Consider the following 14,823-nt stretch of genomic DNA (forward strand, 5'->3'; position numbering starts at 1 on the left):
CGAATTATAGTTCAAAGCCGTTTAGATCATCCGCCGAGACTTCAGAGTCAATCTGACCAATCAGATAAGAACTCAGCTCAACTTCTTGCGGAGCCACTTGTACCGTGTCTGAGGCTAACCAAGTGTTAATCCATGGAATCGGATTGTTTTTAGCATTGGGGAAAGCGGCAGGCAAGCCGACCGAAGCCATCCGGCTGTTGGTGATGTATTCGACGTACTGGCATAAAATGTCTTTATTCAGCCCAATCATCGAGCCATCTTTAAACAGATACTCCGCCCATTGCTTTTCTTGTTCGGCAGCGGTTTTAAACATCTCGAAGCACTCCTGATGTAACTCCGCTGCAATCTCGGCAAACTCTGGGTCATCCTGACCAGAGCGCATAATATTCAGCATGTGCTGCGTGCCGGTGAGGTGCAAGGCTTCATCACGTGCAATCAAGCGAATAATTTTGGCATTGCCCTCCATCACTTTACGTTCGGCAAAGGCGAACGAACACGCAAAGCTGACATAAAAGCGGATCGCTTCCAAGATATTCACGCTCATCAAGCAACGGTAGAGCAGCTTTTTCAGTTCTCGCCGCTTCACAGATTTGAGCTCGCCATTAATGATGTGCTCGCCCTCCCCCAATTGCGAATACAACATCGTCTGCTGAATCAACTCATCATAATAATGCGCAATATCGGTCGCGCGCGCAGTGATGTTTTCGTTACGCACAATGTCGTCAAACATGACTGATGGATCGTTGACGATGTTGCGAATAATGTGGGTGTACGAGCGCGAATGAATCGTTTCAGAAAACGCCCAGGTTTCAATCCACGTTTCAATCTCAGGCAGTGAAACCAAAGGCAGCAGCGCCACATTTGGACTGCGGCCTTGAATCGAATCCAGCAAGGTCTGATATTTGAGATTACTGATAAAAATATGCTTCTCGTGCTCAGGCAGACCTTGATAATCTGCACGGTCTTGCGACACATCGACTTCTTCAGGACGCCAGAAAAAAGAAAGTTGCTTCTCAATCAACTTTTCGAATACCGGGTATTTCTGTTGATCATAACGCGCCACATTGACTGGCTGACCAAAAAACATGGGTTCTTTTAACTGCTCGTTATCTATTTTGGTGAAAATGCTGTAAGCCATCTTCTTCTCTAATCTTCAGATTAATTGATACATTAGTTGCTAGGTAGAGGCCGCGCCCTAGGGGATGGGGAGTTTTATCCCCGCCCACCCCGCAGAGCGATTCGGTGAATACTGCTTAAATCTTGCAGGCGCCGCTTGCGCAGCCATCGTCCTCTGCCTCTGTGCCGCCTTCAGTCGCACCATCGCGTGTGTTGTGGTAATACAAAGTTTTAATCCCCAGCTTGTACACTTGCAGCAGGTCTTTTAACAACTGCTTCATCGGTACGCGCCCACCTTCAAAGCGTGTCGGATCGTAGTTGGTATTGGCTGAAATAGATTGATCCACAAACTTTTGCATAATGCCGACCAATTTGAGGTAACCCTCGTTGTTTGGCATCTTCCACAACAACTGATACTGGTCACGCAGGCGATCAATCTCTGGCACCACTTGGCGCAAGATACCATCCTTAGACTGCTTGACCGAGACCAGACCGCGCGGCGGCTCAATCCCATTGGTGGCATTGGCAATCTGGCTGGAAGTCTCTGACGGCATCAGGGCGGTCAAGGTTGAGTTACGCAGACCATCTTGCTGAATCTCTTTGCGTAAGCTTTCCCAGTCCAACAATAGTGGCTCGCTACACACGGCATCCAAATCGGACTTGTAAGTATCAATTGGTAAAATGCCTTTGGCATAGGTGGTTTGATTAAACGCGCCACACGGACCAAACTCACGGGCCAGCTGCACCGAGGCTTTTAACAAATAATACTGAATTGCCTCAAAGGTACGGTGGGTTAAGCCCAAAGCCGCATCGCTGGTGTAATTGGTGCCATTTTTGGCCAAGTAGTAAGCGTAATTGATGACACCTACCCCCAGTGAACGGCGCTTGTCGGTGGCATTTAAGGCGGCTTTAACTGGATAATCCTGATACTCCAACAACGCATCCAACGCACGTACGACTAAATCTGCCAAGCCTTCCAGTTCGTCCAGTGACTCCAACGCGCCCAAATTAAAGGCTGACAACGTACACAAGGCAATTTCACCTTCCGTGTCGTTGATGTCGTTGAGTGCATTGGTCGGCAACGCGATTTCCATGCACAAATTGGATTGACGCACCGGTGCCACAGACGGATCAAACGGACTGTGAGTATTGCAGTGGTCAACGTTTTGAATATAAATACGACCCGTGCCTGCGCGCTCCTGCATCATCAGGGAGAACAGATCTACCGCGGGCAAACTACGTTTACGGATGCTGGCATCAGCCTCATATTGGGTATACAGACGCTCAAACTCATCTTGGTCTGCAAAAAACGCATCATACAAACCGGGTGTGTCGTGCGGTGAGAATAAAGTGATGTGCTGGCCATTAATCAGGCGTTGATACATCAAGCGGTTCAGTTGTACGCCGTAATCTAAATGACGCACACGGTTTTCTTCTACACCGCGGTTGTTTTTAAGCACCAATAATGACTCAACTTCCAGGTGCCAGATCGGGTAAAACAAGGTCGCCGCCCCACCACGAACACCGCCTTGCGAACAAGACTTCACCGCAGATTGGAACAATTTATAAAACGGTAGGCAACCCGTGTGCTGTGCTTCGCCGCCACGGATTTCACTCCCCAGCGCGCGGATACGGCCTGCATTGACACCAATCCCTGCGCGTTGTGACACATATTTCACAATGGCGCTGGTGGTGGCATTGATGCTATCGAGACTATCGCCACACTCAATCAACACGCAAGAGCTGAACTGACGGGTCGGTGTGCGCACGCCAGACATAATCGGCGTCGGCAATGAAATTTTAAAGGTAGACACTGCGTCGTAAAAACGCTTGATGTATTCCAGACGTGCCTCGCCTTTGTATTTGGCAAACAGACACATGGCAACCAACATATACAAGAACTGCGGACTCTCATAGATTTTTTTGGTCACGCGGTTTTGGACTAAGTATTTACCCTCAAGCTGCTTGACGGCGGCGTACGAAAAATTCATGTCACGCCAGTGGTCGATCGTACTGTTAAGTAGATCAAACTCTTCGCGGCTATAGTCTTGCAACAAGTGCTGATCATATTTGCCCAGCGCCGTCAGGTTGGTCACATGGTCAAATAAATGGGGCGGTTCAAATTGGCCATAGGCAATCTTGCGCAGGTGAAAAATAGACAGGCGCGCAGCCAAATATTGGTAGTCCGGTGTTTCTTCTGAGATCAAATCCGCGGCTGATTTGATAATGGTCTCATGAATGTCATCAGTACGAATCCCATCATAAAACTGAATATGCGAGCGCAGTTCCACTTGGGAGACCGAAACATTATTCAGGCCTTGCGATGCCCAATCAATCACGCGATGAATTTTATCGAGATTGATGGGTTCCTTGCGGCCATCTCTTTTCGTGGCCTGCATGGATTCGTATTTTGACATTGATGGCTCCCAATTCAGGAGACGAAGGTGCAATCACGTCATGCATTCAGTTCAAATGACGCGCGGGACAACCGTGCGTCTGAATAAATACATGCGATCAAAGGCTAGACATACAATCAGCGAGACAAATCAAGCTTAATGCATCTGCCGAGGACACCCCGCCTCAAACGTTAACAATAAAAAAATCACGGCAGGTCTCCTGGCTCTCAGGTCCTAATTATTTGCCCATGCCTTCCCGAATGACTTCAGTGGCGGAGTTCGCAGCAAATAACTCGCTGATCACAGTTGCGGGGGCAGCCCTGGCTTGACGATTCGTGTAAAAATCACACTCCAGGTTCCCTATTAAATGCGAAAGAAGAAGTTCTTTTGCATACCGTATGGGCATGACTATAAATCAATATATAGACATCATCAACCCACAAAAACACAATATATTGATTTATTTGCCTTGACTCCAAGCAACTGATTGTTTTTATTCAAGAATATTTTTGTGGGGAAAGCATGGCATTTTTTTCATGCCAAGCGAGGGGTGCGCCGAGTGTTAAAACTGGCTGGGCATCGCACCCAAACGCTCGCTATTTTTAGGCAAAAACCCCGAGAAGCACGTATCTTTGAAGCCGATCGCAGAAGCAGAGCAACGTGACGATGCCAAAGCGCGGCTAGAGTATGCGACAATCAATTGATAACAATTTTAAAAAATTTCTGTGATGACTACACATCGTCTTGTCGCCATGCACACCGCCGCCCTTTGGATGGCTTTCAGTAGCGTTGCTGCGCATGCCACCAACGGTATTAATCTCATCGGCTTTGGTGCCGAGTCAACCCTAATGGGCGGTGCCGATGTTGCAGTGGCGCGTGATACCAGTGCGCTGAACACCAATCCCGCTGGACTAACGCAGATCAAGGCACCGTTACTAGATATGTTCGGCTCGTTATTGCGCACCACCGATCTGGTGCACAAGGACCCGCGCAACGAAGAACACGCATCAAACCGCTATACCCTGCTCGGTGGTGGTGGCTACGCGAGGCCATTAGATAACATCCCTTGTACGGCTGGCATCGGTCTGTTTGCGCAAGGGGGCGCTGGTGGCGTTTTCGACAATCTGCGGACGCCGTTTGGCAATCGTGATGATCTGTCCTCACTGTTTGGAATTGCTAAAATCATTCCTGGTGTTGGCTGCCAAGTCAGCGATCAACTCTCATTAGGCATCAGCCTAAACATTGTTTATGCCAGCATAGAACAAGATTTCTTCGCTAACACCTCGGTCGGCTCAGCCTTTGCTGGCTACAAGTTAGATCACGCAGCCGCGCTACGCAGCGGTTTCAAGCTGGGCATGCAATATCATCTCACTCCAGCGCTGACGCTGGCGGCAAGCTATACCGAAAAAACAGTGCTACCGCTGACAGGGGGCTCGCTGGTCGCAGACTTTACCGGACGAGGATTAGGCAAGGTGAGATATGGGGATGCGTCAGTGAAAGGCTTTGCGCTGCCGCGTGAGGTCGCTCTGGGGTTTGCATATCAACCCACAGACGCTTGGCTGCTCTCATTCAAGCTCAACTGGCTTAACTGGGATGATGCGATCAATGACATTCAACTGCGTGCGACGCAGCCTAGCAATGTGGCGGCCCCTGCGGTATACCCTTTTCCGACCGCGGCAGCCGACTGGAAAGACCAATGGGTGGTTGCGACCGGGGTTGCCTATCAATGGGATACCCAGACCACACTATACGCGGGTCATAATTATGGCAGAAACCCGATTCCGCGCAAGAATTCCAGCCCATTGCTGGCGGGGATTCTGCAGCATCATCTGACATTTGGCGCAGCGCACAAGCTGGATCCACACTGGCGGGTGACCGGCGGGGTGGAGTGGATGCTGCCCGTCAAAGAACAATATAACAGCGCCTTATTGGGTCCCTCTGAAATCCGTAACGAGGCGCTGTTTTTCCACTTTATGCTGAGTCGTCAATGGTAGAGCACGGGCTAAGCTGCACGTAAGGCGTGCGCAGCCGCGACCATATTTCGCAGCGCAGGCAATACTTCCTCCCACTGCCGCGTTTTTAGGCCACAATCAGGGTTCACCCACAACCGCTCCGCCGGAATCCGCTCGGCGGCTTTTTGCATCAGTTGCACCATATGTTGTTGCGTCGGGATATTCGGGGAATGAATGTCATACACGCCAGGCCCGATATCATTCGGATAATTAAAGTGCTCAAACGCATCCAGCAACTCCATGTCAGAGCGCGCCGTTTCAATAGTGATGACATCGGCGTCCATGTCAGCAATCGCAGCAATAATATCGTTAAATTCCGAGTAGCACATATGGGTGTGAATTTGAGTCGTGTCCTGCACGCCGTTGGCGGCAATGCGGAACGACGCAACGGCCCATTGCAGATAGTCTTTCCAGGCTGACTGGCGCAAAGGTAAGCCTTCACGCAATGCGGCTTCATCAATCTGAATAATCTGAATCCCTGCTTTTTCTAGGTCCAGCACTTCTTCACGAATCGCCAATGCCAATTGGTAACAACTGACCGAACGCGGCTGGTCATCCCGCACGAACGACCAATTTAAAATCGTCACAGGCCCGGTCAACATGCCTTTCATCGGCTTGGTCGTGCGTGATTGTGCATAGTTGGTCCAAGCCACTGTCATGGCTTGAGGACGGCGAATATCGCCGAACAAAATGGGTGGCTTCACGCAACGTGAACCATACGATTGCACCCAGCCATACTGGCTGAACGCATAGCCCTCTAACTGCTCACCAAAATACTCGACCATGTCGTTGCGCTCCGCTTCCCCGTGCACCAGCACATCCAAGCCAAGTGACTCTTGCTCACGCACGCAACGATCAATTTCTGCGCGCATCGCCGATTCATAGGTAGCGAGATTCAACGTGCCCGCTTTAAACTGGCTGCGTGCTTGCCGAATAGCCGCCGTTTGTGGAAAAGAACCGATGGTTGTGGTCGGATACTTAGGCAGTTTAAGCAGCGCAGCTTGTTTTGCCGATCGCACAGCATAGGGTTGCTGGCGCTGACCCAGCACAGGCGTACAGGTTTGCAATGCCGCCTTGACGGCAGGATTGTGCACGCGTTGCGAACCACGGCGCGCAACCATCGCCGCAAGGTTTGTGGCTAATGCTGCTTTCACCGCGTCACGGCCTTGATTTACCGCCAGGGCCAAGGTCTGCAATTCTTCTAATTTTTGCGTGGCAAATGCCAGCCAAGATTTCACCTCGCTGTCTAGCGCTACTTCGCTCTGCAAATCCACCGGCACGTGCAGTAGCGAGCACGAAGGCGCTAACCATAACCGGTCGCCCAATCGTTCAGCAATCGGCTCCAGCCAATCTAGCGTGGCAGTTAAATCCGTTTTCCAAATATTGCGGCCATTGATCACGCCCAGTGACAACACTTTGTGCGCGGGCAGCATCGCCAGCAATGGCAAAACCTCCTGTCGCGCATTGATCGCATCCACATGTAACCCTGCGACAGGCAAATTTGCCGCCAAATACTGATTATCAGCCAACTGACCAAAATAAGTCGCCACCATTAATTTAACCCGACTGCTCTTCAATTGATGATAGGCGAGGTTAAACGCATGCTGCCACTCCGCATCCAGCTCGGTCACCAACATCGGCTCATCCACTTGCACCCACGAAACACCTTGGGCCGCCAGCGTTTCAAGCAGTGCGGTATACACTTGCAATAAAGCTGGCAACAATGCGAGTTTGTTGGAGCCATCCTTTGCTTTACCAATAGCGAGATAGGTCACTGGGCCGATAATGACCGGTTTAGCCTGCACCCCCTGTAACTGCGCCTCAGCGAGCTGCTCAAGCAAACGCGAAGCATCCAGCGTAAATTGCGTCGTTGCCGTAAACTCTGGCACGATGTAATGATAGTTGGTATCAAACCACTTAGTCATCTCGCCTGCCGCCACGCCGCCGCAACAGGCTGCGTGGGCTTCAGCCGCTGCTGAAGAGCGTCCACGCGCAACGCGAAAATAATTATCCAGCGCATCGCCGTGAAAATCTTTGACGCGTGCAGGCAGGTGGCCGAGGGTAAAGCTCATGTCTAGCACTTGGTCATAAAATGAAAAATCACCCACTGGGGCAAAATCAAGTGCAGATTGCTGCGCCCAATGCCGCTGACGCAAATCTTTGCCCACTTGTGTTAGTGCGTCGAGTGAAGACTGTCCTTTCCAATAGGCTTCGAGGGCAAACTTCAGTTCGCGTTTTGCGCCGATGCGCGGAAATCCCAGATTGTGTGTGATGGCCATAGCCGCCTCGTGTGTGATCATGAAAGAACACGCATTCTAGGAAACGCAAACCATGAAGTAAAATGGTATTATTTCAACAATCCATTAATTTAATTCATACATAATCCCAATGATAGAACGCATGCACCTGGCGATCATTCGCGAAGTCGAGCAACAAGGCTCACTCACAGCGGCCGCTGAAAAGTTATTTCTCACGCAATCGGCCCTGAGTCATTCGATTAAAAAACTGGAGCAGCAATTGGGCACCGATATCTGGTTGCGTGAAGGCCGCAGCCTGCGGCTGACCCAAGCCGGACAATATTTACTGGCGGTCGCTCATCGGCTGTTGCCGCAACTCTCGCTGGCCGAAGCGCGCTTGCGCCAGTTTGCGCAAGGCGAACGTGGCACCTTGCGTATCGGCATGGAGTGCCACCCGTGTTATCAATGGTTATTAAAGGTGGTCTCGCCTTATTTGGCCGATTGGCCCGATGTGGATGTGGACGTAAAACAGAAGTTCCAGTTTGGCGGCATTGGCGCGCTGTTCGGCTACGAAATCGATATGCTGGTCACCCCCGACCCACTGCATAAACCCGGCCTGCTGTTTCAACCGGTGTTTGATTATGAGCAGGTACTGGTGGTGCATCGCCAGCATGCACTGGCGCCACTGGACTATGTGCGCCCAGAACAGTTGACCAATGAAACGCTGATCACCTACCCAGTCGATATTGACCGACTCGATATATACAACCAGTTTTTGCAACCCGCAGGCATCCGTCCGCAGGTACATAAACCGATTGAAACCACTGACATCATGCTGCAAATGGTTGCCAGTGGGCGCGGAGTGGCTGCTTTACCGCGCTGGCTGGTGGAGGAATATCAACACCGCTTTGAGGTGGTGCCGGTCAAGCTAGGCAAGCAAGGCATCGCCAAACAGATTTACCTTGGCATCCGTGAAACGGATATGGTCACAGACTACGTTCAGGCGTTTATTACACTGGCGAGTGCCCAACCGTCATCATTCTCACCCGCCAAGAATTAAAGCGAATCGTCTGGCGATGTTGCTTGGCGTTGGCCCAACTGTTCACGCAGACTTTGGATATCATTGTGCGCACCACGCACAGTCAGGAAAGTGCCTTCATCCTCTGAGCGCTCGCCCAAGACCTGACAGGTGCTGTAAATTTTGCCGCGCAGTTGTTGTGCTGACCACGGCAGAAAAAGCGCAGCTTCCACCAAATCCTGCTGAAAAAAATCGACAATCTTCTGGCGTAAACTAGCCACTTCATCCGGGCGGCGGGCACTCATGACGATGCAATCCGGATATTTGAGGCGCAGGCTAGCTTCACACGCGGCTTGTGCTTGGGCATCGCCGACATAATCAATTTTGTTAAATACGCGAATGCGCGGGACGGTATCAGCATCGATCTCTGCAAGCACGGTATCGGTGACCTCAAGCTGCCGCTCAAAGCCCGGATCGCTCGCGTCAATCACATGCAACAAGAGCGCGGCATCCAGCGCCTCATCCAAGGTTGATTTAAATGAAGCCACCAGACCATGCGGCAAGTTTTTAATAAAGCCAACCGTGTCACTCACCAACACGCGCGGTACGCTCTCTGGGTATAAAGCCCGCACCGTGGTATCCAAGGTCGCAAACAACTTGTTCGCCACCAGCACCTCGCTGCCGGTCAGCGCACGCATCAAGGTAGACTTACCGGCGTTGGTATAGCCCACCAATGCCACACTCGCTAGCGTCTGCCGCTCCTGACGTCTCGCGCGCTGCGTGCGGCGCTCGCCATCCATAATCACAATTTCTTGCTGCAGCTCTGCAATGCGGTCACGAATTTTACGTCTATCCAATTCAGTATGCGACTCACCTGCACCGCGACCACCCGCCCCACTACGCTGCCGCCCCTGCGGCCCTGCCAGTTTCGCCGCCTCGCGCAAACGTGGTGCCATGTAGCCCAGCCGCGCAATCTCCACCTGCGCACGCGCTGCGCGCGAACGCGCATTACGGTGAAAAATTTCGAGAATCACCATGGTGCGGTCCATCACCTCGCAGCCCACTTCAATTTCAAGGTTACGCGCCTGTGACGGCGAGATTTCATGGTCCACCAGCACCGCGTCAATATTCAAGGCGTCAGGGTTAAACGCCAGCGCGTCTGGGTCACCGGCCATACTGCGCACATAATCACGAATCTCTTCGCGCTTACCCACACCCAGATATCCGGTCATATCAAAACCCGTGCGCTTTTGTACAAAGGTATGCACAATCTTATAACCGAGCGTTTTTGCCAACTCGCGCAGCTCATTCAGCGAGGCTTCAAACTCCATATCGCTGATATTGGGCAGTTGTACTGCTGCCACGACGGCATGGCTAATGGGCTCTTTGACTTCACTTTGCATGTGGGAATGACGCTTCTTGAATGGTAGAGGGCAGATAGTACCTGTAAATGTGCAAACCACCACTATCGGCGGTGAGATTAAAGCGGACTTAGCACGGATGGCATCACGATGGATAGTCGCTCGGTGACGTGCAACCATCCATTAAAAAGTGCGTTGCCTTAACTTCCACCCAGCGCCTTAAACAGCCCCACCTGATTCTGCAACGCCTGCTGTTGAATGAGTAGCGCTTGCGATTGCGCATCGAGCACACTGCGTTGGGCATCGAGCAACTCAAGGTAAGTCACCAGCCCCTGATCGAGCTTGCGTTTTACCAACTGCAGTCGACTGGTTTCCAGTGCTTGCAAACGGGCTCTGGCTGCGGCTTCCTCAGCGATCACGGTGCGCGTGCTTAAACTATCCATGACTTCTTTGAATGCGGTTTGGATGGCTTTTTCATAATTGGCCACTTCAATGCGTTCGCGGGTTTGGGCAAGATTGAGATTGGCTTTGTTGCGCCCATAATTAAAGATCGGAATGACCAGTTGCGGGCTGAAAGACCAGTAATTGCTGCCAGTGTCAGAAAACAATTTAGAGAATTCAGCATTCACCAAACCCACATTGGTGGTAAATTGCAGGCGCGGATAAAACGCCGCTCTCGCAGCACCGATATTGGCGTTGGCCGCTTTGAGCTGATGTTCAGCAGCGCGAATATCCGCACGCCGGGTTAACAAACTGGACGGCAAACCGGGGGGGAGGTCGGCCAGCTTTAATGCCTCTAGAGGTTTCACCGGCAAGGGGGTGTGGTGTGAGGGTTCTCCAAGCAGCAAATACAGCGCATTTTGTGTGGTAGCGAGTTGGCGCTGCCATTGCGCAAGTTGCGCCTGCACTTGCTCGACTTGAATTTGTGCAGCTTTCACATCCAGCACTTGGTCTAAGCCGGCGTCAAATCGGCGTTGCGTGCGTTGCAGCATTTGCTTTCGATCGTCCAGCGTTTGCTCGGTCAACTTGCGTTGAGCGTTGAGGGCTAGCCAATTGACATACTGCCTAGCGAGCTCGCTAATCAGGGTTGCTTGCACCGCTTGCCGGTTTTCGGCCACCGCCAAGTACTGTGATAACGCCGCTTGCGAGAGACTTTTGACACGGCCAAATACATCCACTTCATAGTCAGAGATACCCACACCGACACGATACAGTTCGGCCTCAAAAGCCTGGTTGGCACTGAATACGGTGCGGCTTCGATCGTAGCCAAGCGTGCCTTGGATCGTGGGCAAACGGTTGGCTTTCTGGATCCCATAATTCGATTTGGCTTCATCCATGCGCAACACTGCGATTTTGAGATCGCGATTATTGGCCAAACCGACCGCGATTAATTGCTGCAAATCGGCATCTTCAAAGTAGCTTTGCCAAGTGAGCGGCGGGCTGTCATCGGCTGTTTCGTTCGCGGTCTGCGCGGTGTATGACGCAGGCACCGGCGCGGCAGGTCGAAAATACTCCGGGATCAGCGAGCAACTACTGAGTAAATACCCCAGCGCGATGAGGGCTGCGATACGGTTAAACTTCATGGGGGACCCCTTGCTGAACGGTGGGTTTTTTCATCCATCGTCCAACCATCACAAAAAAGAGTGGTACAAAAAAGATCGCTAACAAGGTGGCGGTTAAAATACCCCCTAACACACTGGTGCCAATGGCCACTTGTGCACCTGAGGCGGCGCCACTTGAAAACGCCAGCGGAATCACCCCCACGCCAAAGGCCAGCGAGGTCATGACGATGGGACGCAGGCGCTCTTTGGCCGCCATCAGGCTGGCTTGTATCAACGGCATCCCCTGCAATGCATGCTCTCGCGCAAACTCCACAATCAAAATCGCATTTTTTGCTGATAAACCGATGGTGGCGATCAAGCCCACTTTAAAATAAATATCATTTGGCAATCCACGTAACGTGACCCCGAGCAATGCCCCCAAGACGCCCAAGGGCACCACGAGCATCACCGCAAACGGAATCGCCCAACTTTCGTATAACGCAGCCAACACCAAAAACACAATCAGAATCGACAGACCAAACAGCATGACAGCTTGGCTACCGGATTGTTTTTCTTCCAGCGATTGTCCGGCCCATTCGAAACCAATGCCTTTGCCTAACCCCTGCACCAGCTTCTCGATGGTTTGCATGGCCTCACCACTACTGTAGCCTACCCCGGCGCCACCATTAATGTTGAATGAAGGGAAACCGTTAAAGCGCGTGCGTTGCGGCGAACCCATCGCCCAATGGAGCGTCACAATAGATGACAGTGGCACTAGGCTACCGTTGGCCGCTTTAAGCCGGATTTTTTTGATATCCTCTAGAGTCTGGCGTTGGTTGCCATCTGCTTGCACCAACACTCTGCGTACCTGATTACCATAGACAAAATCTCCTAGATAATTTGAACCCAGCAAGGTCGCCAGCGAATCATTGATTTCATCGAGCGAAATACCGAGCGCACTCGCCTTAGTGCGATTGAGCTGGATATTCACGACGGGGGTATCGTATAACCCGGCAAACAATACGTTGGCTAACTCAGGATGCTTGCTCGACTCGGCAATCAGCTGGTCACGCGCTTGCATCAACGTCTCAATACCCACGTTGGCTCTGTCGACTAACTTCAGGTCAAAGCCGCCCACACTGCCCAACTCAGGCAAAGGCGGCGCATTCATGGCAAACACACTTAAATTCGGGCGGGCAAAAAACTGTTGATTGATGCGCTCGACAATGGCCTGCACCTGTTGCGCAGGCAATGGTCGTTGCGACCAATCTTTGAGCGTAATGAACAACATACCGCTGTTGGTGCTAGACCCATAAAAACTAAAGCCACTCACCTCAAAAATGATATCCACCGGCTCGTGTTGTTGGATATAGCGACTCATCTCCCCCAGCACCGATGCGGTTTCGCTCAGTGTGGCGCCTTGCGGCAATGACACCATCACGATCAGGTTTCCTTGATCCTCCTCCGGTAAAAATGCCCCAGGCAAACGCACAAACAAATAAGCGACCAAGCTCACAATCAAGGCAAACACCGCCAGCCAACGGATTGGCTTTTGCAGCAGGCCACTGGTCAGAAGCGTATAGCGTTCAGTCAGCTGTTGAAAGCGGTTATTAAACCAGACAAAAAAACGAGCTTTAGGCGTTGTTTCATGACGCAGCAGCGTCACGCACAATGCAGGCGTGAGCGACAGTGCCAAAAAAGCCGAAAAACTAATCGACACCGCGAGCGCCAATGAAAACTGACGATAGATATTGCCCACCGCACCACTAAAAAACGCCATCGGGATAAATACCGACACCAGCACAGCGGTGATCCCTACTACTGCGCCGCTGATTTGCGCCATGGCTTTCACCGTCGCGTCATAAGCTGACAGGCCCTCCTGTGCAATCAGACGCTCGACGTTTTCAACCACCACAATCGCATCATCCACCAAAATGCCAATCGCCAGCACCACGCCGAACATGGTGAGCACATTAATCGAGTAGCCCAGCCAATACATCACGGCAAAGGTGCCTAGCAAAGCAATAGGCACCACAATGGTCGGAATCAGCGTCGCCCGTAGATTTTGCATAAACAGGTACATGACCACAAACACCAGCACGATGGCTTCGATCAATGTTTGAATGACTTTTTTAATTGAAATAGACACGAACGCCGACGAGTCATATGACAGTTGATAAGCCACATTGGGCGGAAAAAAAGTGTGCATCTGTGCCATGGCATCTTTGACGCGCTGAATCGTTTCTACCGCATTGGAGCCCGGCGCGAGTTTAATTGCCATGCCGGCTGCATTTTTGCCGTTGACCTTAGAGCTGTAGGTGTAATCACTGCTGCCTAACTCTACGCGTGCCACGTCTTTGACCAATAACGCCGAGCCATCGGGTTGCGTACGGATGGGCACATGGGCAAAATCCTCGACGGTTTTAAGCGTGGCCTCGGCCTCCAGCGAAACGCTTAATGGCGCGCTGTCCGGCACGCCACTCGCCCCAACCTGCCCCAGCGTCAAGCGGGTGTTGTAGCTGCGTAAGGCACTCGAGATTTCAGTCACACTCACATTGAGGCCCGCCATTTTCTGCGGATCCGGCCAGATACGCATGGCGTATTCCGGGCTGAACGATTGCACTTTACCCACGCCTTGCACCCGTTTTAGCGTCGGCATGACGGTGGCAGATGACAATTCACCAAGATCAATTTCGCTATAGTGGTTATCCTCAGAGGTCAAAGACACGATCAACTGAAAACTGTCCGCAGACTTTTCAACCATGATGCCACTGCGACGGACAATTTCAGGCAAGCGCACCTCAACACTTTTCAGGCGGTTCTGCACATCAACCGCTGCCAAATCCGGGTTAGTGCCCTGGCGAAAGGTCACGCTGACAGACGCCATGCCCTGATTACTAGTGGCAGAGACATACATCAGACCGGGGATGCCGTTCATTTCACGCTCAATGATAGAGGTGACCGTTTCTTCAACCACTTTGGCAGACGCGCCTGGGTAGGTCGCGGCAATATTGACGACTGGCGGCGCAATATCAGGATATTGGGCAATGGGTAATTGTTTGATGGCGATAAGACCTGCCAACACAATCAGAATGGCAATGACCCAAGCGAAAATTGGGCGATCAATAAAAAATCGACTCAT

At 51.7% G+C, this 14,823-nt stretch carries 8 protein-coding genes and 1 riboswitch; of the genes, 2 read left to right on the forward strand and 6 right to left on the reverse strand.

Features of this window, described 5'->3' with window-relative positions:
* Positions 1–4: 4 nt before the first annotated feature.
* Both nrdB and nrdA read right to left on the reverse strand, forming a co-directional pair.
* Positions 5–1,138: a class Ia ribonucleoside-diphosphate reductase subunit beta gene (gene nrdB, locus FIT99_RS08450; protein ID WP_140003885.1), complete on the reverse strand. Its 1,134-nt coding sequence runs from the start codon at positions 1,136–1,138 to the stop codon at positions 5–7.
* Positions 1,139–1,253: 115 nt separating this feature from the next.
* Entirely contained in the window at positions 1,254–3,533 is a 2,280-nt protein-coding gene (gene nrdA / locus FIT99_RS08455; RefSeq protein WP_140003886.1) for a class 1a ribonucleoside-diphosphate reductase subunit alpha, read from the reverse strand.
* 172 nt (positions 3,534–3,705) lie between these two features.
* Positions 3,706–3,926: riboswitch (cobalamin riboswitch) on the reverse strand.
* Between the two features lie 314 nt (positions 3,927–4,240).
* Here nrdA and FIT99_RS08460 point away from each other — a divergent pair.
* Positions 4,241–5,506 (forward strand): OmpP1/FadL family transporter, encoded by a 1,266-nt coding sequence (locus FIT99_RS08460; RefSeq protein WP_140003887.1) that lies wholly within the window; start codon positions 4,241–4,243, stop codon positions 5,504–5,506.
* Between the two features lie 8 nt (positions 5,507–5,514).
* Here FIT99_RS08460 and metE read toward each other — a convergent pair whose 3' ends face one another.
* Positions 5,515–7,803, reverse strand: coding sequence for a 5-methyltetrahydropteroyltriglutamate--homocysteine S-methyltransferase (gene metE, locus FIT99_RS08465; protein WP_140003888.1), 2,289 nt, complete (start codon positions 7,801–7,803; stop codon positions 5,515–5,517).
* A 109-nt stretch (positions 7,804–7,912) separates the two neighbouring features.
* Here metE and FIT99_RS08470 point away from each other — a divergent pair, with 109 nt between their 5' ends.
* Complete coding sequence (locus FIT99_RS08470) at positions 7,913–8,821, forward strand: LysR family transcriptional regulator (protein WP_140003889.1); 909 nt, start codon at positions 7,913–7,915, stop codon at positions 8,819–8,821.
* On the opposite strand, the gene hflX is transcribed toward FIT99_RS08470, so the two are convergent.
* The 3 genes from hflX to FIT99_RS08485 all read right to left on the reverse strand — a co-directional run bounded on the left by hflX (position 8,818) and on the right by FIT99_RS08485 (position 14,823).
* Positions 8,818–10,182, reverse strand: a complete 1,365-nt coding sequence (gene hflX / locus FIT99_RS08475) for a GTPase HflX (RefSeq protein ID WP_140003890.1) — start codon at positions 10,180–10,182, stop codon at positions 8,818–8,820. The two genes, FIT99_RS08470 and hflX, sit on opposite strands and share 4 nt — an antisense overlap.
* Positions 10,183–10,340: 158 nt before the next feature.
* Positions 10,341–11,723, reverse strand: a complete 1,383-nt coding sequence (locus tag FIT99_RS08480; protein WP_140003891.1) for an efflux transporter outer membrane subunit — start codon at positions 11,721–11,723, stop codon at positions 10,341–10,343.
* Positions 11,713–14,823, reverse strand: coding sequence for a multidrug efflux RND transporter permease subunit (locus FIT99_RS08485; protein WP_140003892.1), 3,111 nt, complete (start codon positions 14,821–14,823; stop codon positions 11,713–11,715). Before FIT99_RS08485 ends, FIT99_RS08480 begins: the two co-directional genes overlap by 11 nt.

This window comes from Methylophilus medardicus (genome assembly GCF_006363955.1).
GTDB lineage: Bacteria > Pseudomonadota > Gammaproteobacteria > Burkholderiales > Methylophilaceae > Methylophilus > Methylophilus medardensis.

Excerpts from the sequence above, each read along its gene's own strand:
- metE (WP_140003888.1), bottom strand. The coding sequence starts at position 7,803 with ATGGCCATCACACACAATCTGGGATTTCCGCGCATCGGCGCAAAACGC.
- FIT99_RS08470 (WP_140003889.1), top strand. The coding sequence starts at position 7,913 with ATGATAGAACGCATGCACCTGGCGATCATTCGCGAAGTCGAGCAACAA.
- nrdA (WP_140003886.1), bottom strand. The coding sequence starts at position 3,533 with ATGTCAAAATACGAATCCATGCAGGCCACGAAAAGAGATGGCCGCAAG.
- nrdB (WP_140003885.1), bottom strand. The coding sequence starts at position 1,138 with ATGGCTTACAGCATTTTCACCAAAATAGATAACGAGCAGTTAAAAGAA.
- FIT99_RS08460 (WP_140003887.1), top strand. The coding sequence starts at position 4,241 with ATGACTACACATCGTCTTGTCGCCATGCACACCGCCGCCCTTTGGATG.
- FIT99_RS08480 (WP_140003891.1), bottom strand. The coding sequence starts at position 11,723 with ATGAAGTTTAACCGTATCGCAGCCCTCATCGCGCTGGGGTATTTACTC.
- hflX (WP_140003890.1), bottom strand. The coding sequence starts at position 10,182 with ATGCAAAGTGAAGTCAAAGAGCCCATTAGCCATGCCGTCGTGGCAGCA.
- FIT99_RS08485 (WP_140003892.1), bottom strand. The coding sequence starts at position 14,823 with ATGAGTCGATTTTTTATTGATCGCCCAATTTTCGCTTGGGTCATTGCC.